Source organism: Cloacibacterium sp. DMC96 (assembly GCF_056313765.1).
Genome location: NZ_JBQUZQ010000002.1, coordinates 526,850 through 551,850 on the forward strand (window position 1 = coordinate 526,850; position 25,001 = coordinate 551,850).

Sequence of the window (25,001 nt, forward strand, 5' to 3'; positions counted from 1 at the left end):
CTTTTACGTTTTATTATTTTTAGTGGTGTCTTTTAATTTTTTTGGATTTTGTGCTGCCTTTTTTTCATTGAGTAATCTTAGGCTGTCTTCTAGTTTTTTCAATTGAATAGGGTCTGGTTTAGGCGCGGTATACCAACCTTTTTTGGTAAGATGATTGATGTACATACGCTTGTATTCTCCCATAAAACTAGATTGTATCATTCTATCGTAGAGATAAGTTCTCTTAATATCTCCTAACAAATATTTTTCGGCGATGATGGTAGAAGCTGGACCTGCCCAAGTTGCACCAAAACCAGCGTGTTCTATAACCGCAACCACCACAATTTTTGGTTTATCAGCAGGTGCTGCCATTACAAAAATAGAGTTATCTCTTCCTCCTGGAACCTGAGCCGTTCCTGTTTTTCCGAGTTGTGTGAATTCTTTAGAAGCAAGTCCTCTAGCTGTTCCGCCAATGAAAACGTCTTTCATTCCTTTTAGAACCACATCAAAATATCTAGGTTCTACTTTGGTCACATGTTTTTTCTTAAATCTTTCGTCTGGATTAGGTTTTCCGTCAATAGATTTTACAATATGTGGCGTAAAGTACCAACCTCTATTAACAATAGCGGCAGTAAAATTTGCCATTTGAAGCGGAGTAAGTAAAACGTCTCCTTGTCCCATTCCATTAAAAATAGCAGATTGATATGGATGCCATTTTTCTCCTAATCTTTTGGTGTAAAATTCTCCAGAAGGAATTTTTCCTTTAGCACCAACTGCTAAGTCATTATTCATGAATTCTCCTAAACCGAAGCTATTCATGATTTCTTTCCATTCGTCTATGGCTCTGTTTCTTCCTTTTGGACCATATTTTTCGGTGATTTTATAATAAACACTAGAAAAATAATTGTTGCAAGATTTTTCTATGGCTTTTTCCATTCCGATTGGCCAAAAAGTTCCACAGTGACAACCGATGGTGTGTCTTCCCATTCTATAACCATGTCTACAAGTAAATTTTGTAGAATCACTGATGACTTTCATCTGATAGCCAGCTAGTGCAGTCAATAATTTAAATGGCGAACCTGGAGGATAAGCTGCTTGAACTGAACGGTCATAGGTAGGTTTGTTATCATAGATGGTGTCATTTGCTAATCTATAAATATTTCTTTTTTTGTTAGGTCCTGTAAAAAGATTTGGATCTATGTCTGGCCCAGTTGCGAGCGCTAAAATTTCTCCATTATTTGGGTCAAGTGCTACAATTGCACCATGCTTATTCACGAGCATTTCTTCGGCGATTCTTTGCAAATCATAGTCTATGGTAAGCGTTAAATCTTTACCAGAAACCACTTCTTTATCTAACTCACCGTTTTTATAAGGGCCTACATTTCTCAGTTTAATGTCTTTCTGAATGTAGCGCATTCCTTTTTCACCACGCAATTGTTTTTCGTAGGCGCGCTCTATTCCTGTAATTCCAGCAATATCACCAGGCAAATAATAAAGAGAATCTTTTTTGATGTAATTTTCGTTGACCTGATTTGTATAGCCAAGTAAATTTCCTGAAGTAGAAACTTCATACTTACGTTGAGGTCTTTCTACAATGTTAAAAGCAGGGTATTTGAAGATAATTTCTTGAATTCTAGCGATTTCTTCTCTACTCATATCACTTTTGAAAGTCATAGGAGTCAGCTTAGAGTAATATTTTTCCTTTTTAATGGACTCTATTTTTTTGATGAAATCTTTTTTGTTGATTTTTAATAAATTACAAAAACCCAAAGTGTCAAAATCTGGCGTCATTTGACTTTGGGTAAAAGAAATTTCATAAGAAGGCTGGTTACCTACTAAAATTTTTCCGTTTCGGTCAAAGATAATTCCGCGTTGGGGAATAACATAGTCTATTTTGATAGATGTATTGGCTGCATTGAGCGCATATCTATCTGTAAGCAACTGTAAATAGACCAATCTTGCCACAAAAATTGCGGCAATGAGAAAGAGAAATAAGGTAATTTTATAATAGGCTGTTTTCAAACTTTTTCTTTGATTTTAAATGCTAACGAATAGAGGAGTACAAATATTATAGAAATAACACTGGTTACTAAAATATTAAGTATTACTTCAAAAAACCTGTCGAATTTAAAAAATTCTATACTCTGAACTAATAGTTGATGCACAAAAATACTTGAAAAAATATAAAATAGAAACTGTGACCACTGAAGATTATGGAAAGAAAATACATCCGAAGAGACTTCTGTGGAAGTTTTGAAAATAATGGTTCTAAAATAGGCGATAAGTGTAGTTGCAAATGCATTGATACCCCAAGTTCCTAAAAATGCGTCTATAGATAATCCTAAAATAAAACTAGCCGATAGGAAAATGTAGAGATTTCTGTAAAAAGGATAAAACAAAACAAAAATAATGTAGATGACAGGAGTATATTTACCAGCAATATCTATTCTGTTAAATAAAAATATTTGCAATGTGACTAACATTGCGATTAATAAAACATCTGTAAATAAATTTCTACTGATCATTGTTTATTGTGGCGTCAAGGGTATCTTGAATTTGTTTTACTTCTAATTTTTTTAAATTTCTTACAACATAAACCTTGTTAAGTTGTCCCATTTTTTGGCTTAATTCTACAGAAATATCCCAATATCCTGTTTTAGAATCTACTTCGTAGCCAGCGACTCTACCAATCATAATTCCTTGTGGGAAAATTGCAGATTTGCCATCTGTAACTACGGTGTCGCCAACTTTTATCGGCACATATTTCGGAATGTCTGATAAATGCATGGTTCTAGAATTTTCGCCTCTCCAAGTAAGCGTCCCGAAAAATCCAGAATCTTTGAGCGATGCATTAATTCTAATTTTGTTCATGCTGAGTACAGATTGTACCAATGCATAATTATTAGTGGTATTGATCACAATTCCTGCAATTCCTTGCGGTGCAATTACACCCATTTTTGGGAAAACACCATGTCGTTTTCCTCTGTTAATGGTAAAATAATTATCTTTTCTAATAATAGAATTATTTACAATTTCACCATCTACGAAAGTGTAAATTTGTCCACCACCAATCGTGTCTGTAACTCTTACAAAACTTGGATTTTTAATTTTTTCTTTACCGTATAATTCTTGCATCAGCGTTTTGTTCTGAGCAACTAATTCTTCATTAATTTGCTTCAGTTTTAAGTAGCTGGTTCCTTCGTCTATGTAACCAGAAACCCAAGCATTAAACGCGGTAGTCTGTGCTGCAATAAAAGATTGTTGCATTGAGTTTCTACTGAAAATCAATGTTACGGCAATTATTTGTAAAAAAAGAAAGAACAGAAATAATCCGTTCTTGCTAAATAATCTTATCAAAAACCCCATTCTATAACTAGGTTTTTACTTATTTTATAAGGAAGTTAAATTTATCCATGTTTTTAAGAGCAATACCTGTTCCACGAACAACTGCTCTTAATGGGTCTTCTGCTACGAAAACTGGTAATCCTGTTTTCTTGTGAAGTCTGTCGGCTAAACCTCTTAATAAAGCACCACCACCAGCTAAATAAATACCAGTTTTGTAAATATCTGCTGCTAATTCTGGAGGAGTAAGAGAAAGCGTTTCCATTACTGCATCTTCTATTCTGATGATAGATTTATCTAGAGCTCTTGCGATTTCTTTATAACCTACCATAATTTCTTTTGGCTTACCAGTAATTAAATCTCTACCTTGTACTGGAATATCTTCCACCTCTACATCTAAATCTTCTACTGCAGAACCTACTTCTATTTTCACTCTTTCTGCTGTTCTTTCTCCGATGTATAAGTTGTGATGCGTTCTTAAGTAATAAGCAATATCATTCGTGAAAACATCACCTGCAATTTTCACAGATTTATCACAAACAATACCACCAAGTGCAACTACTGCAATTTCTGTAGTACCACCACCTATATCGATAATCATGTTACCTTCAGGTTTTTGTACATCAATTCCTACACCTATTGCTGCAGCCATTGGTTCATAAATTAATCTTACTTCTTTAGCATTTACTTTTTGAGCAGAATCTCTTACCGCTCTTTTTTCTACTTCTGTAATACCAGAAGGAATACAAATTACAATTCTAAGAGAAGGCTGAATTAATTTTCCTTTGATACCCGGAATTTGTTTAATAAATTCCTTAATCATGTGTTCAGATGCAGCAAAATCTGCAATTACACCATCTTTTAGCGGACGAATCGTTTTAATATCTTCGTGCGTTTTTCCTTGCATGTGTTTCGCTTGTTCTCCTACAGCAATTGCCTTTCCAGTTGAACGCTCGATAGCCACGATTGACGGCTGGTCAATCACGATTTTATTATTATGTATGATAAGTGTGTTCGCTGTTCCTAAGTCTATCGCAATTTCTTGCGTGAACATATCAAATAACCCCATTTTCTTCTATAAATTTTTAAGTGACAAAGATATAAATTTCAGAGCATTTAAAAATAATGAAAAACAAAAAATATCGTTAAAATTTTATTAATTTTTAAATGCTTGTTGTAACTTTAAACTCGAAACGTTAAAAATTATTTTTCTCTGTTGAGAATTTAATGAATTTCAATTCTTAAAACAATTTAACGTTCAGATTTTCAAATGATTAAAAGAATTAGCCCACAAGAGACCTATCTTCTTAGGCGAGAAATCCTTAGAAAAAATCTTCCTCAAGAATCTCATGAGTTCAGTGGTGATTTTGATGACCAAACTTTTCATCTAGGGTATTTCGTGGAAGATAGAATTGTGGGAATTATCACGGTCTTGAAAAATGGAGAAATTGCTCAAATTAGAGGAATGGCAGTTTCAGAAGATTATCAAGGAAAAGGAATAGGGAAAAAATTGGTAGAAAAAGCTGAGGGAATTTTGAGAGAAGCTCAAATTCAAAAAATTTGGATGAATGCCAGAGAAACAGCTGCCGAATTTTATGAAAAATTAGGGTATAAAATTGAAGGTGAATTGTTTAACATAAACCCTATCGGGTTTCATTATGTAATGACTAAATATTTCAATTCATAACATCTATTAAAATATGATGAAAATTAGAAATTTTATATCATAATAATGATTAAATTTGCAGACCTGAAATGAATTCTCTTGCGAAGACATATAATACACAGAACTTCACTGTTTTAAGCATTAGTTTTGAAAAAGCCAATGCCGAAATCAGAGGGAAATTTGCGTTTTTTGATGAACACGTAAAACAGTTCGTAAAAGAAATTCATGAAAAGAAACTCGGTGATGCATTTGTAGTTTCTACTTGTAACAGAACCGAAATCTACACTACTTCTCATAATTATATTGCGATTGCAGAGATGTATTGCAAGAGTGTAGACGTAAGTTTGATGGATTTCATGCAGTTTGTGAATGTGATGAAAAACGAAGAAGCGCTTTATCATCTCTTCAGGGTTTCTGCAGGTTTAGAAAGTCAGATTTTAGGAGACTTCGAAATTATTGGTCAGATAAAAAATGCTTACCATCGATTCAAAAAACATAAAAGTTTTAGCAATCCTTACTTAGAAAGAGCCATCAACTCGGCGATTCAGATTTCTAAAAGAATTAAAAACGAAACCGCACTTTCAAACGGAGCAGCTTCCGTTTCTTATGCAGCGGTTCATTATATCTTAAAAACTCAAAAACAGATTTCAGAAAAGAATATTCTTCTTTTGGGAACTGGCGAAATCGGTCAAAATACTGTAGAAAATTTGGTGAAACATGTTTATCAGCCAAAAGTAAAAATCGCCAACCGTTCTTATGAAAAAGCAGAGAAAATTGCAGAAAAGTACAGCATTCCACAAATTGCTTTTGAAAATTTTGAAGAAGAACTAAAATCTACAGATATTCTTATCGTTGCAACTGGCGCTTCGCACCCGATTATTCACCGAAAACATTTTCCAAATGGAAAAGAAACATTGGTGATAGACCTTTCTATTCCGAATAATGTAGATAAAAAAGTGGCGGAAAATAAAGCGGTGCAATTGGTAGATGTAGACGAATTGTCTAAGCATATTCAGGAAACCATTGAGCAACGCAAGAAAGAAATTCCTAAAGCGGAGAAAATCATCAAGGAAATGACCAAAGAATTTTTGGCTTGGGAAAGAAAAAGAAAATTCGCACCGAATATTCATCAGTTCAAAGCTGCACTGAAACATATAGAAGACCATGAAATGCATAATTTCCACAGAAAACATAGATATGTGGATATAGAAGACATGGAACTCACCGAAAAATTGATTCAAAAAATCACCAATAGATTTGCGAAATATATCATCGAAAATCCGCTTCGTGCCGAAGAAGTTACTAAGTTGATGAACGAAATTTTGGTAGAACAACCTAAAGAAGAGTTCAACAAAAAACATCAGTAATTTTAGAATTTACGATTTAGGATTTATGAAGTTTTCAAGAAAATAAATTTTTATAATGATTAGAATAGGTACCAGAAATTCGCCTCTTGCAATGTGGCAAGCAAAAGAAGTAGAACAGAAATTACAAAATTTAGGCTACGAAACAGTACTGGTTCCTGTGCTTTCTTCTGGTGATAAAAATCTTAATCAACCGCTTTATTCTCTAGGAATTACTGGCGTTTTTACCAAAGATTTAGATATCGCTTTACTCAATAATGAAATAGATATTGCAGTACATTCTCTGAAAGATGTTCCTACTATTTTACCTCAAAATATAGAAGTTTCTGCCGTTTTGGAAAGAGATTTCCCACAAGATGTTTTGGTGAGAAAATCTTCTTCTAAAAATAAAGATTTAGCAGAACTTAAAATCGCAACCAGCAGTTTAAGAAGAAGAGCTTTTTGGTCAGAAAAATTCCCGAACACTCAGTTTTCAGATATCAGAGGAAACGTACAAACGCGTTTAAAGAAATTAGAGGAAGGAGATTTTGATGCTACGCTTTTTTCTTTGGCAGGTATTAAAAGAATGGAAATGGAGTTGGAGTATGAAATGCTTGATTTTATGATTTCTGCACCTAGTCAGGGAGTTGTGGCGATTTCGAGTAGAGTAGATGATGTAGAAACCAAAGCAATTTTGCAAAAAATCAATCATAAAACCACTCAAATTTGCGTTGAAATAGAACGTAATTTCCTCAGAACTTTAGAAGGTGGATGTACTGCGCCAATTGGAGCAATAGCTATTTTTGAAGAAAATAAAATCAAATTTTCGGGAAGATTAAATTCTTTAGACGGAAGTAAAACGATAAATGTAGTTGAAGAATTTGAATATGATGATTCTGAAAATTACGGTAAAAAATTTGCAGAATTTGTGCTTGAAAACGGAGGCAAAGAAATGATGGAGGAGATTAAGAAACAAATAAAGGAATAGAGTCATCATGAAAATCCTTTTCACTAAAACAGGAATCGAACATGAGGTTTCAGAGAAATTAGAAACCGGTTTTTCTTGTGATTTTAAGGATTTTATCGCGATTGAAAAAATTAAAACCAAACCTTTTCCACTTAAGAATTCTTCACTTATTTTCACGAGCGTAAATGCTGTAAAAGCTTTCTTTGACAATGGCTTTAAGCCAAATGAAAACTTTCAAGAAGCCCATTATAATAAAATCTACGCAGTAGGTCTTAAAACCAAAAAAGAATTGAGAAATAATGGTTTTGGAACCTTTAAAGTGAAGAAACATCTTAATGATTTGTCTGAATTTATTCTCAAGCATAGCCAAAAAGAAAATTTTATTCACTTCTGTGGAAATTTAGCACTTGATATTTTAGATAAAGCATTACCACTTCAGAATATTTCTTACAAAAAAGTGGTGCTTTACAATACTAAAATTCTCTACCCAGAAATTCATGAAAAATATGAGGCTATAGTTTTTTTTAGTCCAAGTGGAGTTCGTAGTTTTGCAAAGTTTAATTCTTTAGAAAATTTGAAAATCTTTTCTATCGGACAAACCACAGAAAAGGAACTGAGAAAATTTACACAAAATAAAATTTTTACCAGTGAAGAAAGCAATTTAGAAGATTTGTTAACCATTATAAAGCAAAACGCTCATTCTTAAAAGCCGATTGCAAACAAGAAAAATGATAAAAAACGACCTATATTTAAGAGCATTACGTGGCGAAACTGTTGAAAGACCACCAGTTTGGATGATGAGACAAGCCGGGAGATATTTGCCGGAATTTATCGCACTTCGTGATCAGTACGATTTTTTTACCCGTTGTCAAACTCCAGAATTGGCAGCAGAAATTACAGTTCAACCGATTAGAAGATTTCCGCTAGATGCAGCGATTTTATTTTCAGATATTTTGGTAGTTCCACAAGCGATGGGAATTGATTTCAAAATGAAAGAATCCGTTGGTCCTTGGTTAGATACACCCATCAGAACTTTAGAACAAGTTGAAAATCTGCAAGTTTCTGGTGCGGAAGAAAATCTAAAATACGTTTATGATGCGATTGACATCACTTTACAAAAATTAGAAAACGAAATTCCTTTGATTGGCTTTGCTGGTTCACCTTGGACTTTGCTTTGCTATTGTGTTGAAGGGAAAGGCTCTAAATCTTTTGACATTGCGAAGTCATTTTGCTTTACTCAACCAGAAGCAGCACATTTGCTTTTACAAAAAATTACAGACGTAACTATTGCCTATTTAAAGAGAAAAGTACAAAGCGGAGTTTCTGCGGTACAAATTTTTGATTCTTGGGGCGGAATGCTTTCTCCAGAAGATTATCAAGAATTTTCTTGGAAATACATTAACCAAATTGTAGAATCTCTAGCTCCAGAAGCTCACGTTGTAGTTTTTGCGAAAGGTTGTTGGTATGCTCTAGAAGAAATGACGAAATCTAAAGTTTCTGCTCTTGGTGTAGATTGGACGATTACACCAGAATTGGCAAGAAAATTTACCAATAATTCTATAACTTTACAAGGAAATTTTGATCCTGCAAGATTACATTCTTCACCAGAAGTGATTAGAAAAATGGTTCATGAAATGATTGATAGATTTGGCAAAGACAAATACATTGCTAATCTAGGTCACGGAATTTTGCCAAACATTCCTTTAGAAAACGCCGAAGCTTTTATTAGAGCGGTGGTAGAATGGAAAGGTTAAAATCCTTCTTTATATCAACTAAAAATCCTCAGAATTTTCTGAGGATTTTTTATTATTTCACTTCTGTGATAAATTTATCTTTTGGTTTTCTTACTTTTTCAAGTTTTTCTAACCAGTCTTTTTCAGTGTCTCTGTAACCAAGAGGTAAAAGTAAAACACTTCTTAATCCTTTTTCTCTTAAACCTAGAATTTCGTCTACTTTTTCTGGGCTGAAACCTTCCATTGGAGTAGCGTCTACACCTTCGAAAGCAGCTGCAATAATTGCAGCACCGAAAGCAATGTACGCTTGTTTTGCAGTGTGTACGAAGTTTTCTTCAGCAGATTTAGGAACATAAGTGTTCAATAAAAATTGTCTGTAGTTTTCCCAACCATCATTAGTAAAACCTCTTACTTCATTCGTTAAATCAAACATATAGTTGATTCTTTCTGCAGTATAAGTGTCCCAAGCTGCGAAAACCAAAACATGAGAAGCATCTGCAACTTGCGGTTGATTACTTGCTGCTTCTTTCAATTGATTTTTAACCTCTTGATTAGACACCACGAAAATTTCGAAAGGCTGTAAACCGCTAGAAGTAGGAGCAAGACGTGCTGCTTCTAAAATTCTTTCAAGTTTTTCATCACTTACTTTTTCTCCGTTCATCGCTTTTGCAGCGTATCTCCACTTTAATTTATCTAATAATTCCATATTATAAAAATTTTTTACAAAGATAAGTTATCATGAGCGGTTTTGTCATTGATTTATGTTAAGAAAAGCATAGAAAAAATAAACCGCTCAATTGTTTTGAACGGTTTTAATCTACGAAAGTTTCTTTTAGAACCTCCTTTATTTTTAAAATTTCTTTTTCTGAAATCTTTCCAAAATTTTTAGTAATTCTTCTTCTATCAACCGTTCTTATTTGATCTATAACTACCCAACCTTTTGTTTCTTTTCCTTTTATTTCAATTCTTGTAGGATAAGGTTTTGATGTATTTGTGATGGGAGCAATGATAATGGTTTGGAGAAATTTATTCATTTCGTTGGGAGAAATGATAAGACAAGGTCTGGTTTTTTTAATCTCACTTCCTATAGTTGGGTCAAGATTTACCAAAACAATTTCGTATTGATTTAGTTCCATTCTTCAAAATTTTCGTCATCAAAAACATCATCAATAAGCAATTGGTCATCACCGTTTTTGTGCATTTCTTGGAAGGCTTTTTCCCAATCTTTTCTTGGTTCTGCTTTAGGTTTTAAAACAATGAAGTCTTTATCTAAAATTAATTCTATTTTATCTTGAATATTATATTTCTCTAGAATAGTTTTAGAAAGTCTTATTCCTTTAGAATTTCCTATATTGATGATTGATAGTTCCATGAGCTAAATTTTGTAATTACAAAGTAATAACAAAAATCATTCCTTTCCAAAAATTATTGATTATATTTTTTATAAATTTTGAAAGCAAGAAAAATTAAAAAGGCAATAAAAACAAAAATTAAAGTTTGTATCAAAAACAAACTAGAACTAAATTCTGATATTTCCATAGTTATATTTTTAGTTTTTATTCAACTCCAAAAGTGAGAAACAATATATGTTAAGAAAGAAATAGAAAAATAATTAAAAAATGTGATTTAAAATTCTAACCTATCTGTTTTACAATACCAATTTGGCATACAATAAGAAAGTTCGCAGCCAGCAAAATGATATTTTTTCTTATTTTTCTTCATGAAATCTAAAGTCGTTAATCCATAAAATATAGGAACGACTTTTTCGGAAGATTTACATTTTGGGCAAACAGAAGTTTTATTTTCATGATATTGGCAGAACTTTTTGACAAAAATATTTAAAGAGGTGTCTCCGTTTATTTTGATGAGAAAAAGATTTTTGTCGTAAAATTCATTGTTGATTGTGAATTGATAATCCCCATTTTCAATATTTGAAAATCTGAAATTTCCATCCATATCAGAGGTTGAAAAGTATTCTTTTTCAGAATTGATTTTTTTAAGTTTTATTTCAAATAGAACTCGGTCATACTTTCTACTAATGATAGTATCACGTATTTTTCCGCTTAAACTTTGCGCATAAGAATTTATTGAGAATAGGCTTAAAACAAAAATTAGAAGAAGTCTTTTCATTAGTTTTTATTCAACTCCAAAAGTGGATCAATGTATTCTCTGTCGTTGCTCAATCGTGGCACTTTGTTTTGTCCGCCCAGTTTTCCTCTAGATTCCATCCATTGATAGAAAAGTTTTTCTTTTGCCATGTGAATAATTGGCGGATTCAGCGTCATGTTGAGGTAACGCTTCGCTTCGTAATCTGAATTGATAGATTTCAAAGTATCATCAAAAATTTTAGAAAACGCTTCGAAATTATTCGGATGTTTGGCAAATTCAATCAACCATTCATGTGCTCCAGATTTTCCTTCGCTCATAAAAACGGGGGCTCCTGTATAATCTAAAACGTGAGCTTCTGTAGCTTCACAGGCTTTTTTAAGCGCAGTTTCTACATTGTCTATCATTAATTCTTCGCCAAAAGCATTGATATAATGTTTAGTTCTGCCAGAAATCTGAATTCTATGCGGAGAAAGAGATGTAAATTTTACGGTATCACCGATTAAGTAACGCCAAAGTCCACCATTGGTAGAAATAACGACTGCATAATTTTTGCCGAGTTCTACTTCTTCCAAAGGAATCGCTTGAAGGTTATTGCGGTCAAATTTATCCATCGGAATAAATTCGTAGAAAATTCCGTAATCCAGCATCAGAAGCATTTCGTCACTACCACTTCTGTCTTGAATCCCGAAGAAACCTTCAGAAGCGTTGTAAATTTCGTAGTAATTAATGTCTTTACCGATGATTTTTTTATACTGTTCTCTGTAAGGCTTAAAACTGATTCCGCCATGGAAAAATACTTCTAAATTTGGGAAAATTTCAGAAATATTGCCTTTTCCTGTTTCGGTTAAAATTCTTTGAAGCAAAACCATCATCCAACTTGGAACACCGGTTAAACTTCCTACATCTTGGTTTTTAACTTCTGAAACGATGGCTTTCAGTTTGGTTTCCCATTCTGACATTAGGGAAGTTTTTTTGCTGGGAACCGTGGTAATTTCTACCCAAAAAGGAAGGTTTTCTATCAAAATAGCAGATAAATCTCCGAACTTAGTATTGAAACTTTCGTACAATTCTGCACTTCCGCCTAATCTTAAATTTTTATTGAGAAATAATTGATTATCAGGATGATTGTTTGCATAAATGGAAATTAAATCCTTTCCTGCTTTGTAATGGCACTCTTCTAAACTTTCGTCTGAAATAGGGATGAATTTGCTTTTGGCATTGGTCGTTCCAGAAGATTTCGCAAACTGACGAATAACTCCTGGCCAAGAAATATCTTTTTGACCTTGTCTTGCTTTTTCAATGTAAGGCTCGAACTCTTCATAGTTTACGATAGGAACTTGTTGTTGAAAATCTCGGTAAGAAGAAATGTCTTTGAACCCGAATTTTTTGCCGTATTCTGTTTCTTCTGCATGAAAAAGTTGAGAAAATAAAACTCCGTTTTGAGTTTCAATAGGATGTTTCATAAAATTCTGAATTTGGTCTATTCTTTGTCGAATAAACCAATTTACAGCCATATTGAAGAGAGCTTTTGTTGCCATTGCTCAAATTTAATAAATTTTTTGAGAATTTTGTAATTTGAATGCAACAAAAATCCGCTCTAAAAATTTAGAACGGATTGAGGATTATTTTAGAGAAAATTTTAGCAAAATTCTTCGTAAGCTGCTTGTAAATTCGCTGCAATAGCACCTGCAGGATTTCCTTCGATGTGGTGTCTTTCTAACATGTGAACTAATTCGCCATCTTTGAAAAGTGCTACACAAGGTGAACTTGGTGGGAACGGCGCAAAATGTTTTCTAGCTTCTGCTACCGCTTCTGTGTCAAAACCTGCAAAAACAGTAGTCAAATGGTCTGGTTTTTTATCACCAGTTAAAGAATAAATAACGCCTGGTCTTGCTGCTCCTGCTGCGCAACCACAAACCGAATTTACCATAACTAGGGTAGTTCCCGGTTGTTTAAGTGCATCATTTACTTGTTCTGCTGAGGTAAGGTCTTGGAAACCTTTATCTGTGAGTTCTGCCTTCATTGGCATTACTAAATCTGCTGGATACATAATATATATTTTATTTAATGATTAGAAAATTCAAGATTTTGTAGTGCAAATTTATAATTAAAATTTGGAAAATTCTATTTAATTCTATTATCAAAAATATGCCAAAAATCTATTAAGACAAAATGACTCCTTTTTAATGAAAAAAGCCGATGAATTTTTCATCGGCTCTTTATCGTTAATATGAAAATTTAATTATGATAATAGTTTTTTCACCATTTCAGAGATGGATTTTCCATCTGATTTTCCTGCCAAAGCTTTAGAAGCAGTTCCCATAACTTTTCCTAAGTCTTTAAGAGATTCTGCGCCTACTTCGGCAATAATTTTTTTAATTTCTGCTTCCAATTCTTCCGCAGAAAGTTGAGCAGGTAAAAATTGTTCAATCACTTTCATTTGTGCCAATTCTACCTCTGCCAAATCATTTCTATTTTGAGCAACAAATTGTTCGTAAGAATCTTTTCTTTGCTTAATCATTCTTTGAAGAATGGCAATTTCTTGTTCTGCAGAAACATCAGCTCCTTTTGCTTCAGTTTTGAGCAGGAGAATTTGAGATTTTACGGCTCTTAGAGAGTCAAGAGCAACTTTGTCTTTTTCTCTCATTGCGGTTTTAATCGCTTCGTTTATGGTAAGTTCTAAACTCATTTTTTTTAAATTTTAAAAATTTTAATCTACGTCTTTGTTTAAAAACTTGTTTTCTCTAAGTTGTACTCTTCCGTTGTTTTCAGAAAGGAAACTAGAAATCTGCTGTTGAGAAGCATTTTCGTGACCAATATTGATGTTTTTTCTTCTGAAAGCAGGAATGTTTTCGAATTCATTTTCGTTTTCTATCGTCTGATAACGAGAGTTGAACTCTTTTAATTTATCTCTTCTTGCCTGAACTTTTTCTGTAGCAGTATTTTTTTCGATAAATTTAAATTCCTCTTCAATTTTAGTTTCTGTAAAAGTGATTTTTTCTTCAGTGTGATTTTCAAACACGGTTTTTACTTCTTCTATTTCTTCTGCAATTTTAAAGGTAAACTCAATTGGTTTTTCTTCAACTAAAGTTTTCGTTTCTGATTTTGGTCTATACGTTTCTACCGTTTTTTCCTCTACAATGAAAGAAATTTCTTCTTTGGTTTCTTCCACAGAAAGTTTCATATTTTCTACTTCTTGTGCAGCATTAAACTGAGTTTCTTCAATAATAGTTGTTTTCTTTTCTTCTGTTTCAAAAGTGAAAGATTGAGATTCTAAAACGTCTTCATCATCAAATGAAAATAATTCTAAAACATTATTTTCTTGTTCTTCCACTTCAAAAGTTTGATGACTGCTTTCGATGCTTAAACTTTCGTCTTCAAAAAATCTAAGTTCCTCAATTCTTTCTTCCATTACAGCTGCTTGTGTTTCTGCAAATTGATTTACAGAATTGCTAGGAAAGTCTGGAGTGTTGTTATCATTAGAATCATCTAAGAAAAACATGCTTTTTGATGAATTTTGCATTGGATTTTCTTGAGATTTCTCAGAAGAAGTTCTACCAAAAGGAGATTCTCTCTTAGGTTTTGGAGAAGAAGGAGTGTCTTCTAATGAATATCTGATTTTTTCAGTCGGACCTGCATATTTTTGATCATCCGCTGCAAAACCAGTGGCAATAACCAATACACTGATAGAATCTCCCAATTCTGCATCTGTTCCTACACCGAAAATAATATCTGCAGTGTTTCCTGCTTCGCGCTGAATGTGGTCATTAATTAAGCCGATTTCATCCATAGTAGCTTCTTCGTTTCCACTTCTGATCAAGAGAAGAACGTTTTTAGCGCCTGTGATTTTATTATCATTTAATAATGGAGAATCGAGTGCTTTTTTCACGGCTTCTTCAGCTTTGTTTTCGCCAGAAGCGGTTCCTGTAGACATGAGAGCGGTTCCTGAATTTTGTAAAACTGAACGCGCATCACGGAAGTCTATATTTACATCGAAATAACCAGTAATCACTTCTGCCATACCTTTTGCAGCATTGGCTAACACTTCATCTGCCTTAGCAAAACCAGATTTGAAGCCTAGGTTACCAAATTGCTGACGAAGTTTATCGTTATTAATAACAATTAAGGAATCTACATTATTGCGAAGTTTTTCTAAGCCATTTTCGGCTTGCTCTAGTCTTCTTTTTCCTTCAAAACTAAAAGGAACGGTAACTATACCAATGGTTAAAATTCCCATTTCTTTGGCAATTTTTGCAATAACAGGAGCAGCACCAGTACCAGTTCCGCCACCCATTCCTGCGGTTATGAAAACCATTTTGGTATTATGACCTAGAACAGCTTTGATTTCATCAATACTTTCTAAGGCAGATTTTTCTCCAACTTCTGGGTCTGCTCCAGCTCCTAAACCTTCTGTAATGGCAGCTCCTAACTGAACTTTTGTAGAAATTGGGTTATTATCTAGTGTTTGTGCATCGGTGTTACAAATGATAAAATCTACTCCATGAATTCCTTTCTCGTACATGTGTTTCAACGCATTATTACCTCCACCACCTACACCAATTACTTTTATGATAGATGAATTTCCTTTTGGTAAATCGAATGAAAACCCTGTATTTAATGTATTTTCCATATATTTTCGATGTATAAAAGTTACTTACTTATTTTAGTGTTATTCGTTTTAATTATTCTACTTCTTCGAAGAATTTTTTTACTTTTTCAAGGATGGATTGTCCAAAAGTAGGTTTGTTCTTCTTCACTTCCTCGATGTGTTGTGTAATTTCTTGCTCCTCAGTTTTTACTTCTTCTACTGTATTTTCTGTTTGAGGAACTTCTATAACTTTTGGCTCTTCTACAGGTTTTTCTACAGGTTTTTTATCATGAATTTTTAAACTTTCCATCAATAAACCAATTGAAGTGGCAAACTCTGGAGATTTCAAATATTGGTTTTTGTCATTGGCAATATATTCATTGGCAAAACCAATTCTTGCATCAAATCCTGTTACATAATTGGCTAACTGGCGAAGGTTTTTAAGATTAGAACCGCCACCTGTTAACACAATTCCTGCGATGAGTTTGCGTTTTTGTTCATAAGCTCCATAGGCTTTTAATTCTGTATTTACCATTTCGAGAATTTCTTCTACTCTTGCATTGATAATACTTGCCAAAGATTTAAGAGAAATTTCTTTGTCTGGTCTTCCGTGTAAACCTGGAATGGTAACAAACGTAGAGTCTTTTTCTAAATCTGGAACGGCAGATCCGAATTTTACTTTCAGTTGCTCTGCGTGTTTTTCTATAATAGAACAGCCTTCTTTAATATCATCTGTAATAATACCGCCACCATAAGGAATAACGCAAGTATGACGAATGATGTTATCTTTAAAAATAGCAATATCTGTAGTACCACCACCTATGTCTACGATGGCAACTCCTGCTTCTTTTTCTTCAGTAGTAAGAACAGCTTCTGAAGAGGCAAGAGGTTCTAGTGTAAGTGCTTCCATTTCTAAACCAGCTTCGCGAACGCAACGTGCGATATTTCTGATGCTTCCCATTTGACCAACAACAACATGGAAATTTGCTTCCAGACGTTTTCCGTGCATACCGATTGGTTCTTGGATTTCGCCTTCAGAATCTACTTTGTACTCTTGTGGAAGCACGTGAATGATTTCTTCACCAGGAAGCATGACCAGTTTTTTTACTTGGTCTTTTAAGATTTCTATATCTTCATCTGTGATATATTTATCTGGGTTTTCTCTCATGATGTAATCTGAGTGTTGCAGACTACGAATGTGTTTGCCTGCGATACCTACGGTTACTCTATGAATAGGAACTCCTGAAGATTTTTCTGCTTCTGAAATAGCAGCTTTGATAGAGCTTATTGTTTGAGAAATATTATTCACAATTCCTTTGTGAACGCCCAAACTTTTGGCTTTACCTACGCCTAAAACTTCAATTTTTCCGTGGGCATTTTTTCTGCCTACAATGGCAACAATTTTCGTGGTACCAATGTCTAAACCTACTGAATAATCATGTGTTTCCATATATTGCTGTTCTCTTTTTTTTAATTAATTGTTTTTTCTTCGGGTTTTTGTGTTCCTGTTACGGTGTTTATTGGGGTTTGTTCATTTGTTTGTAAACTATCTTCTTCGGGTTTATAACCAGAATTAAGAGTGGTTACGATTTGGTTATCATATTTCACAGAAATTTTAGAATATTTTTCTGGAGCTTGATATACCAAATATTTTTCAACAAATGTTTTAAAACCTTTTACTTTAAAATCTATTCTATCTAAATCACCGATTTCTACTTTATAATTTCCATCGCTGGTTGCAAGATTGAAGTTTCCGTTTTCTTTTGTAATGCCTACAAAGAAATTTTTGCAGAAACTGTCTTTGTTTATTTTTTCTATTAACTCAATGAGTTTTTTATACTCTTTCTTCTTCACGTCGCCAGAAACGAGCATGCAAGGATGAGAGTATGTTTTAGAAATTGGGAATTCTATTCCTTTTTTGTCTACATAAAATCCTTTTCCGCCATTATTTAATCTAAAAACAGGAACTCTTTGTTTGATGTCTACATTCAGTTTTCCGTTCAGATTGAGGTAAACGTTTGCGCTATCTACAGCAGGCAATTCGTTTAATTTTTTTTCTAAACTCGGGATATCTACATCGCCCACTTTTTTTGTAGTATTATATCTTTCTACAATGGTTCTAATGTCTTTTTCGTCTACAAAATAAACAGGAGAGGAGCTATCATTTAATTTTACGATGATAGATTGCTCATCAATTTTTCGGTCATTGAATCTCTTCAAAGAGAAGCTCAATAGAAATCCGAAGATGACTACTGTGACAAAAATTTTGAGAATTCTCCACTTGTTTTTCATAAACTTACGTCCGAGTTTTTTTCTAATTTTAATGTTTCAATGTACCAATCCAATTCATAATTGGGTCATACAAAGTGTCTATGTTTCCAGCACCTACTGTAAGCAAAATATCAAAATCTTTTTCTTTGATTTTGTCAAAAGCTTCGCTCAAACTGCACACTTCTTTTTTTTCTAACTGTACTTTTTCTAGTAACCAATCAGAATTTACCCCTTCAAAATCTTTTTGTAATTCTCTTGCTGGATAAATGTCTAATAATAACAATTCATCTGCTGCCGCTAAACTTTCTGCAAAACCATCTGCAAAATCTCTGGTTCTGCTGAATAAATGTGGCTGAAACGCTACCAACAGTTTTTTATTTGGGTTAAAAGTTCTGATGGAACCAATTACCGCATTCAGTTCTGTAGGATGGTGCGCATAATCATCTACATAAATCTTACCGTTTTCAAAAGTATGTTTGGTATAACGTCTTTTAATTCCTTTAAAGCTAGAAATCCCTTCTTGTAATGCTGTAAAATCTGCTCCTAAATTGTGCAAAACAGCAATCGCAGCAGTTGCATTTTCCACATTATGCGTTCCCGGAATTTGCCATGCAAATTCTACGGTTTGTTCGCCCGCATGAAAATCAAACATCATCCAACCGTCTACAATGTGTAGATTATCAGAATAATAATCAGCTTCTTCATTCACTGCATACGTTTTACAAGGTCTCCCAATATTTACGCCTTTTCTCACGAAAAGTTGGTCGTTTTCCGGTACTAAATCTGCAAAATCTCTGAATCCTTGTTCTATGGTTTCTGTATCGCCATAAATATCAAGATGGTCTGCATCAATAGAAGTAATAATCGCCCAATCTGGTGAAAGATTTAGGAAACTTCTGTCATATTCATCAGCTTCTAAAACAGACATTTCTGTTCCGTTAAAGATGAAATTTGACTTGTAATTTTCTGCAATTCCACCTAAAAATCCTGAAAATGGAAGATCAGCCACTTTGCAAAGATGTGCTACCAAACTAGAAGTTGTGGTTTTGCCATGTGTTCCAGCTACTGCAATACAATTGGTATCTTCGGTAATCATGCCGAGAACTTTTGCGCGTTTTAGAACTTCAAAGCCATTTTCATTAAAATAATCTAAAATTCCCAAAACTTTAATCGCAGGTGTATAAATCACTAATGTTTCTTCTTTCTTCAAAGACGAAATTTTCTCATCTACCACATCTTCAAAAGTGATAGAAATTCCTTCCTTTTGAAGCTCTGTAGTGAGTTTGGTTTCGGTTTTATCATAGCCCAAAACATTTTTCCCGGCAGCATGGAAATATCTTGCCAAAGCAGACATCCCGATTCCACCGATTCCTACGAAGTAAAAGTTTTGATAGTTTTTCATTTCTTTTATGTTTTACGTTTTGTCATTTTGAATGGAGTGAAACGGAATGAAAAATCTTTAGTAGATTTTTCACTACACTTTGTTTCGTTCAGAATGACAGACGTTTACTCTTTAATATTCAAATTCTTAAAAATCTCATTCACAATTTCTTCTGTCGCTTTTGGTTTTGCAAAAAAGTCTAAATTTTGAGACATTTCTTTTCTCAAACCTTCGTTTTCGCAAATTTCTGAAAGCGTGTTCCAGAATTTCTCTTTCATCTCAGTGTCTTTCACCATTTTAGCAGCGTTTTTTTCAACCAAGGTCTGAGCGTTTTTGGTTTGATGATCTTCTGCCGCAAAAGGAAAAGGAACCAGCAAAACTGGCTTTTTAGCAATGGCTAATTCAGAAATCGCAATCGCTCCAGCTCTAGAAACAATTACATCTGCCGCAGAATAAGCCATTTCCATGTTTTTAATGAATTCTACAATTTGCAAGTTTCTGCTGCTAATATCTTTTGTTTCTTCTAAAATATTTTTATAATCTAGTTTACCCGTTTGCCAAATGAGTTGGTAATCTTTTTCTAAAACTTGATTAATGTTTTCTTTCCAGCCGTTATTCAAAGTTCTAGAACCTAATGAACCGCCAACAGAAAGTATTGTTAATTTTCCTCTTTCTAAACCTAATTTTTCTTTCGCTAAATCGCTGTCAATGATATCAGTAATAATGTTTTTTCTGATAGGATTTCCTAAAAATAATGTTTTCGTTCCGTTGAAGAATTTTTCCATATTTGGATAGGCGGTGAAAACAGTTTTTGCCTTTTTAGCATTGAAAATATTGGTTTTCCCAGGAAGAGAATTCTGTTCCTGAATAAAAGTAGGAATTCCCATTCTCGCAGCGATGAATAAAGCGGGACCGCTTGCAAAACCTCCTGTTCCTACCGCAAAATCTGGTTGGAATTCTTTAATGATTTTTCTAGCTTTAAGCAAACTAGAAATCACCTTAAACGGTAAATTAATATTAGCCAAAAGATTTCCTCTGTCAAATCCTGCAATGTTTAATCCTTCAATTTTGAAGCCAGCTTGCGGAACTTTTTCCATCTCCATTTTTCCATTGGCACCCATGAACAAAAATTCTGCATCAGGAAAACGTTTTTGTATTTCCTGCGCAATGGCAACAGCAGGAAAGATGTGACCACCAGTTCCACCACCACTCATTAAAACTTTTATTTTTTTGCTCATATTTTTATCATTTTTTTGACAAGTCGAGACTTGTCACTACGCTATATCATTTATTTCTTCTACATTTTGTTTTTTGCCCATTCCTTCTTCTTCGAAAGTGAGAATCCTTGAACTTACATTCAGAATAATTCCTAATTGAAGATAAGTCACCAACATTGAAGTTCCTCCATAACTTATTAAAGGCAAAGGTTGTCCTGTTACGGGAATTAAATTCACCGCAACTGCAATATTTACTGCCAGTTGCACGAAAATCATAATTCCTAAACTCAGCACCAATAGACTCCCGAAAAATGCTCGCATTTTACTGGCAATCATCACGATTCTAATCATCATAATCATGTATAAAGTGATGAGTGCGAATGCTCCAAAAAAACCATATTCTTCTACAATAATGGCGAAAATAAAATCTGAAGCGGACTGAGGAAGCATTTGTTTTAATGCAGATTTTCCTGGTCCCATTCCTGTAATTCCGCCATGAACTATGGCTGCTTTTGCTTGGTTGACTTGGTAATTTTTTGCTTTTACAGTTTCGTCTTCTACATTGGCATTTTTCTTAGAATTGGCAAAAGTTTCTATTCTACTTACCCAAGTATGAACACGATTGCTGCCAATTAAATCTGTTTTTAAAGCCAAAAACAAGAAAATTCCCACAAAAAGTCCTGAAATTCCTAAAAATCCTAAAATGTATTTTGCGGAAAGTTGACCAACCAACATTACTGCTAATGAAACCATTAGAATCATCAAAGCAGTAGAACCATTGTCTTTAGCAACCAAAATGAAAACCAATAAAACTGGCCCGAAAATGTAAAATATGTTTTCTATCGGAAGTCTTTCTCTTTTAATTTTTTTAGTTAAATATCTGCACAAATAGATAATTAACATGAGGTATGCAAAGCTTGATGGCTGAAAAGAAATAGGGGTTCCTGGAATTTTTAACCAACGAGAAGCAGACGCTCCGTCGATTTTTTGTCCTGTAAACATTGTGACAATCAGTAAAATCACCATAAATCCGAGAAGGATACTGCTCAGTTTTCCGATATGTTCGTATTTTACTGTTCCTACAGCTCTCATAATGGCTAAACCTAAGAAAACAAAAAACATGTGCTTGATAACGTGTCCCGTAGTTGTACCATTCTGCACAATGTATTCTAAGTTAGAACTTGCAGAATATACAGGGAACACGGAAAAGAAGGAGATTAAAATAATCACCATCCAAAGCACTTTGTCGCCTTTTAAAAGTTCAAATTTGTTTTCTTGTTGTTCCATTCTTTATTTATAGGATTGAAATCCTATTTTATTTCTTATCGCCACTTCGTGGCTTTTTTTTAATTGTTTTTTAAAACTTCTTCTTTAAATAATTGTCCTCTGTGTTCATAGTTATTGAATAAATCAAAACTTGCACAACAAGGAGAAAGTAAAACGGTATCACCTTTTTCTGATAGAGATTTCGCAGTTTTCACCGCTTCTTCCATGCTAGAAGTATCTACGATAATGTCTTTTTTGTCTTTGAAAAATTCTATAATTTTAGAATTATCTAATCCAAGACAAACAATCGCTTTTACTTTTCTTTTTACTAAATCTTCTATTTCTGTATAATCATTTCCTTTGTCTGTTCCACCTACAATCCAAACCGTTGGTGTTTTCATGCTTTCTAAAGCATAGTACGTAGCGTTTACATTGGTTGCTTTAGAATCGTTAATGAATTTTACACCATTAATTTCTGCCACACCTTCTAATCTGTGTTCTACCGCTTGAAAAGTCATCAAAGAATTTCTAATACTTTCATTGCTGATATTCAATAATTTACTAGCGATAGAGGCAGCTAAACTATTGGCAACATTATGCGTTCCCATCAGAGATAAATCTTCAATTTTCATAGAAAACTCATCGTGAAGTTTTACCACAATTTTTTCCTCTTCTGTATAACCTCCTTCTTCAAGTTTTTCCTTCATTGAGAAAGGAATTTGCTTCACTCGCAAATCTAATTCTTGAAGCAGTTTTTGACTCATTTCATCATCTTTATTGTAGATGAAATAGTTGTCATTTTCTTGATTTTCGGCAATTCTAAATTTTGCCAATGCATATTCTTCGTAGTTGTAATTGTATTGGTCAAGATGGTCTGGACTCAAATTCAACAATAAAGAAATATATGGTCTAAAATTCTGAATGTCATCTAATTGGAAGCTGCTTACTTCTAACACATAATAGTCAAAATTCTCTTGCGCAACTTGCATTGCGAAACTTTTGCCGATGTTTCCACCTAAACCTACATTCAAATTGTCATTTTTCAGAATGTGATAAATGAGCGATGTAGTAGTGGTTTTCCCATTACTTCCTGTGATGGCGATGATTTTGGCATTGGTAAATTCTGCACCGAATTCTATCTCCGAAGAAAGTCTGATTCCTTTTGCTTTGATTTTTTGAACCATTTCAGCTTTTTTAGGAACTCCTGGAGATTTTATGACCCAATCTGCAGCAAGAATTCTTTCTTCATCGTGGTTTTTTTCTTCAAACTCGATACCGTTTTCTACCAAAACTTTTTTGTAATTCTCTTTAATTTCGCCTTTGTCTGAAAGAAAAACTTCCAAACCTTTAGTTTTAGCCAAAATTGCAGCTCCCACTCCACTTTCTCCTCCTCCTAGAATTACGACTTTCATTTTTTCCATTTCGATTTTTATTTCAAACCTTTTTATTTTGTTGGATTAAATTCCAACGTTCTCATATCTTTCGTTCCTGCTGAACTTAATTTTTATCTAATTTTCAGTGTTATTAAACAAACAATTGCCAACATAACTCCTATGATAATCATTCTGTTAACAATTTTGCTTTCATGGAAACCACTTTTCTGATAATGGTGATGAAGTGGAGACATTTTAAACAATCTGTTATTCTGAGCGTACTCTAATCCGTACTTTTTCTTTCTGTATTTAAAAACTGCTACTTGCAGCATTACTGAAAGATTTTCGATTAAGAAAATCCCGCATAAAACTGGAATCAATAATTCTTTTCTTAAGATAATTGCCAAAACTGCAATTACACCTCCTAACATTAAACTACCAGTGTCGCCCATAAAAACTTGAGCTGGATAAGTGTTGTACCAGAAAAATCCTATGGTTGCTCCAATTAGAGCAACTGCGAAAATGGTGGTTTCTCCCATGTTCGGAAGGAACATAATGTTCAGATAATCAGCGAAAATGATGTTTCCAGATAGATAGGCAAAAAATGCAAGTGTTCCTAAAATTACCACACTCGTTCCTGCAGCAAGTCCATCAATTCCGTCTGTAATATTGGCTCCATTAGAAACAGCGGTCACAATGAAAATTACCAGTGGAATAAAAATAATCCAAGCCCATTCTTCTTGCGAAGCTTCGTCCATCCAGAAAAGAATTTTACTGTAATCAAATTCATTATTTTTCATAAATGGAACGGTAGAAATGGTTTCTCTTTCGGCTGGAGCGAAGTTTTGAGAAACACTGGTTCTATTGATTTCGTGAGCATCAGCATATTTTCTTTTGATGGTAATGTCTGGATGAAAATACATGGTAACTCCTACGATTAAACCTAAACCAACTTGCCCTATAATTTTAAATATTCCGCTTAAACCGTCTTTATTTTTCTTTATTTTTTTGAGATAATCGTCTATAAAACCGATGGCGCCCATCCAAAGCATAGAAACAATTAACAGAAGAACATAAATATTAAATTTTGTAAATAAAAGCACAGGAATAATGGTGGCAAAAATGATGATTAAACCTCCCATTGTTGGTGTTCCTTCTTTTTGTTTTTGTCCTTCTAACCCAAGATCTCTTACCAATTCGCCCATCTGTTTGTTGCGCAGATAATTGATGATTTTTTTACCATAAACTAGAGCAATCAGCAATGACAAAAGCACAGCAAAAGCCGCTCTGAAAGAGATGTATTTCAGTAAGTTTAATCCAGGAATGTGAATTCCGTGATTGGTAAGATATTCGTATAGATAGTATAGCATTTGTTTAATTTTAATGTTTACAAGTCAAAGGCTTGGATAAATATTTGACCTCTATATTTACATATTGTATCAGCATTAATATTTGGCTTTTCATATTTTTCCCATTTTAGCCCAATGTTATCATATAATTTTATTATTTCTTTTTTGTAAGTCGTATCTTTATTTTTAATGTATTTTTCACAAAGACAGTTTGCAATATCTACTTTAGCATTATTTTCCGAAAAATCTAAATATCCAGGTTTTGGTTTTTCAAATAATCCTTTGTAATAAATACCTTCACAATCTAAAATATTTAACTTTCTTTCAAACTTGTTTGTAAATAGATACAACATCAAAACTCCTACAACAAGGATTGAAATGACAGCTAATAATATTTTAAATATTTTTTTCATCATC

25 protein-coding genes are annotated in these 25,001 nt (G+C 33.6%); 5 read left to right on the plus strand and 20 right to left on the minus strand.

Annotation, left to right across the window (positions count from 1 at the left end):
• Positions 1 to 3: 3 nt before the first annotated feature.
• The 4 genes from ACT53I_RS11320 to ACT53I_RS11335 are packed head-to-tail and all read right to left on the minus strand — an operon-like array spanning position 4 to position 4,390.
• On the minus strand, positions 4 to 2,001 hold the full coding sequence (locus ACT53I_RS11320; protein WP_476079736.1) for a peptidoglycan D,D-transpeptidase FtsI family protein: 1,998 nt from the start codon (positions 1,999 to 2,001) through the stop codon (positions 4 to 6).
• Complete coding sequence (locus ACT53I_RS11325; RefSeq protein WP_069797432.1) at positions 1,998 to 2,504, minus strand: rod shape-determining protein MreD; 507 nt, start codon at positions 2,502 to 2,504, stop codon at positions 1,998 to 2,000. Before ACT53I_RS11325 ends, ACT53I_RS11320 begins: the two co-directional genes overlap by 4 nt.
• Positions 2,494 to 3,345, minus strand: a complete 852-nt coding sequence (gene mreC, locus ACT53I_RS11330) for a rod shape-determining protein MreC (protein ID WP_069797430.1) — start codon at positions 3,343 to 3,345, stop codon at positions 2,494 to 2,496. Before mreC ends, ACT53I_RS11325 begins: the two co-directional genes overlap by 11 nt.
• A gap of 19 nt (positions 3,346 to 3,364) precedes the next feature.
• On the minus strand, positions 3,365 to 4,390 hold the full coding sequence (locus ACT53I_RS11335; RefSeq protein WP_213197195.1) for a rod shape-determining protein: 1,026 nt from the start codon (positions 4,388 to 4,390) through the stop codon (positions 3,365 to 3,367).
• A 201-nt stretch (positions 4,391 to 4,591) separates the two neighbouring features.
• Between ACT53I_RS11335 and ACT53I_RS11340 the strand changes: the two genes are divergently transcribed.
• From ACT53I_RS11340 to hemE, 5 genes are all read left to right on the plus strand, one after another.
• Entirely contained in the window at positions 4,592 to 5,008 is a 417-nt protein-coding gene (locus tag ACT53I_RS11340; protein ID WP_476079737.1) for a GNAT family N-acetyltransferase, read from the plus strand.
• Positions 5,009 to 5,076: 68 nt separating this feature from the next.
• Positions 5,077 to 6,354 (plus strand): glutamyl-tRNA reductase, encoded by a 1,278-nt coding sequence (gene hemA / locus ACT53I_RS11345; protein WP_476079738.1) that lies wholly within the window; start codon positions 5,077 to 5,079, stop codon positions 6,352 to 6,354.
• A gap of 55 nt (positions 6,355 to 6,409) precedes the next feature.
• Positions 6,410 to 7,318 (plus strand): hydroxymethylbilane synthase, encoded by a 909-nt coding sequence (hemC, locus tag ACT53I_RS11350; RefSeq protein WP_476079739.1) that lies wholly within the window; start codon positions 6,410 to 6,412, stop codon positions 7,316 to 7,318.
• Positions 7,319 to 7,325: 7 nt separating this feature from the next.
• Positions 7,326 to 8,003 (plus strand): uroporphyrinogen-III synthase, encoded by a 678-nt coding sequence (locus ACT53I_RS11355; RefSeq protein WP_476079740.1) that lies wholly within the window; start codon positions 7,326 to 7,328, stop codon positions 8,001 to 8,003.
• Between the two features lie 22 nt (positions 8,004 to 8,025).
• A complete protein-coding gene (gene hemE, locus ACT53I_RS11360; protein ID WP_476079741.1) occupies positions 8,026 to 9,051 on the plus strand; it encodes a uroporphyrinogen decarboxylase in 1,026 nt (341 codons plus the stop codon).
• Between the two features lie 52 nt (positions 9,052 to 9,103).
• On the opposite strand, the gene ACT53I_RS11365 is transcribed toward hemE, so the two are convergent.
• The 16 genes from ACT53I_RS11365 to ACT53I_RS11440 form a co-directional block, all read right to left on the minus strand.
• Complete coding sequence (locus tag ACT53I_RS11365) at positions 9,104 to 9,736, minus strand: nitroreductase family protein (protein ID WP_069797415.1); 633 nt, start codon at positions 9,734 to 9,736, stop codon at positions 9,104 to 9,106.
• 106 nt (positions 9,737 to 9,842) lie between these two features.
• Positions 9,843 to 10,166: a type II toxin-antitoxin system PemK/MazF family toxin gene (locus ACT53I_RS11370; protein WP_476079742.1), complete on the minus strand. Its 324-nt coding sequence runs from the start codon at positions 10,164 to 10,166 to the stop codon at positions 9,843 to 9,845.
• Positions 10,157 to 10,402 (minus strand): AbrB/MazE/SpoVT family DNA-binding domain-containing protein, encoded by a 246-nt coding sequence (locus tag ACT53I_RS11375; RefSeq protein WP_461376267.1) that lies wholly within the window; start codon positions 10,400 to 10,402, stop codon positions 10,157 to 10,159. Before ACT53I_RS11375 ends, ACT53I_RS11370 begins: the two co-directional genes overlap by 10 nt.
• Before the next feature lie 254 nt (positions 10,403 to 10,656).
• Positions 10,657 to 11,160 carry a hypothetical protein gene (locus ACT53I_RS11380; RefSeq protein WP_476079743.1) on the minus strand — a complete coding sequence of 168 codons (504 nt, stop codon included), beginning with the start codon at positions 11,158 to 11,160 and terminating at the stop codon, positions 10,657 to 10,659.
• Positions 11,160 to 12,677, minus strand: a complete 1,518-nt coding sequence (locus tag ACT53I_RS11385) for a GH3 auxin-responsive promoter family protein (RefSeq protein WP_476079744.1) — start codon at positions 12,675 to 12,677, stop codon at positions 11,160 to 11,162. The genes ACT53I_RS11380 and ACT53I_RS11385 overlap by 1 nt, the downstream gene beginning before the upstream one ends.
• A gap of 101 nt (positions 12,678 to 12,778) precedes the next feature.
• On the minus strand, positions 12,779 to 13,189 hold the full coding sequence (locus ACT53I_RS11390; RefSeq protein WP_069797407.1) for a BrxA/BrxB family bacilliredoxin: 411 nt from the start codon (positions 13,187 to 13,189) through the stop codon (positions 12,779 to 12,781).
• Between the two features lie 192 nt (positions 13,190 to 13,381).
• Positions 13,382 to 13,828 (minus strand): GatB/YqeY domain-containing protein, encoded by a 447-nt coding sequence (locus ACT53I_RS11395; RefSeq protein ID WP_476079745.1) that lies wholly within the window; start codon positions 13,826 to 13,828, stop codon positions 13,382 to 13,384.
• A gap of 21 nt (positions 13,829 to 13,849) precedes the next feature.
• The gene (gene ftsZ, locus ACT53I_RS11400) at positions 13,850 to 15,769 is read right to left on the minus strand and encodes a cell division protein FtsZ (RefSeq protein WP_476079746.1); all 1,920 of its coding nucleotides are present in this window, start codon (positions 15,767 to 15,769) and stop codon (positions 13,850 to 13,852) included.
• Between the two features lie 52 nt (positions 15,770 to 15,821).
• Complete coding sequence (ftsA, locus tag ACT53I_RS11405) at positions 15,822 to 17,177, minus strand: cell division protein FtsA (RefSeq protein ID WP_104792953.1); 1,356 nt, start codon at positions 17,175 to 17,177, stop codon at positions 15,822 to 15,824.
• A gap of 20 nt (positions 17,178 to 17,197) precedes the next feature.
• The gene (locus ACT53I_RS11410) at positions 17,198 to 18,019 is read right to left on the minus strand and encodes a cell division protein FtsQ/DivIB (protein WP_476079747.1); all 822 of its coding nucleotides are present in this window, start codon (positions 18,017 to 18,019) and stop codon (positions 17,198 to 17,200) included.
• A 28-nt stretch (positions 18,020 to 18,047) separates the two neighbouring features.
• Positions 18,048 to 19,400, minus strand: coding sequence for a UDP-N-acetylmuramate--L-alanine ligase (gene murC / locus ACT53I_RS11415; RefSeq protein ID WP_476079748.1), 1,353 nt, complete (start codon positions 19,398 to 19,400; stop codon positions 18,048 to 18,050).
• Positions 19,401 to 19,504: 104 nt separating this feature from the next.
• The gene (gene murG, locus ACT53I_RS11420; protein WP_476079749.1) at positions 19,505 to 20,617 is read right to left on the minus strand and encodes an undecaprenyldiphospho-muramoylpentapeptide beta-N-acetylglucosaminyltransferase; all 1,113 of its coding nucleotides are present in this window, start codon (positions 20,615 to 20,617) and stop codon (positions 19,505 to 19,507) included.
• Between the two features lie 36 nt (positions 20,618 to 20,653).
• Positions 20,654 to 21,883 (minus strand): FtsW/RodA/SpoVE family cell cycle protein, encoded by a 1,230-nt coding sequence (locus tag ACT53I_RS11425; RefSeq protein WP_476079750.1) that lies wholly within the window; start codon positions 21,881 to 21,883, stop codon positions 20,654 to 20,656.
• 59 nt (positions 21,884 to 21,942) lie between these two features.
• On the minus strand, positions 21,943 to 23,274 hold the full coding sequence (murD, locus tag ACT53I_RS11430) for a UDP-N-acetylmuramoyl-L-alanine--D-glutamate ligase (protein ID WP_476079751.1): 1,332 nt from the start codon (positions 23,272 to 23,274) through the stop codon (positions 21,943 to 21,945).
• 92 nt (positions 23,275 to 23,366) lie between these two features.
• Complete coding sequence (gene mraY / locus ACT53I_RS11435) at positions 23,367 to 24,605, minus strand: phospho-N-acetylmuramoyl-pentapeptide-transferase (RefSeq protein ID WP_371460724.1); 1,239 nt, start codon at positions 24,603 to 24,605, stop codon at positions 23,367 to 23,369.
• 17 nt (positions 24,606 to 24,622) lie between these two features.
• Positions 24,623 to 25,000, minus strand: a complete 378-nt coding sequence (locus ACT53I_RS11440; RefSeq protein ID WP_476079752.1) for a hypothetical protein — start codon at positions 24,998 to 25,000, stop codon at positions 24,623 to 24,625.
• Position 25,001 lies beyond the last annotated feature (1 nt).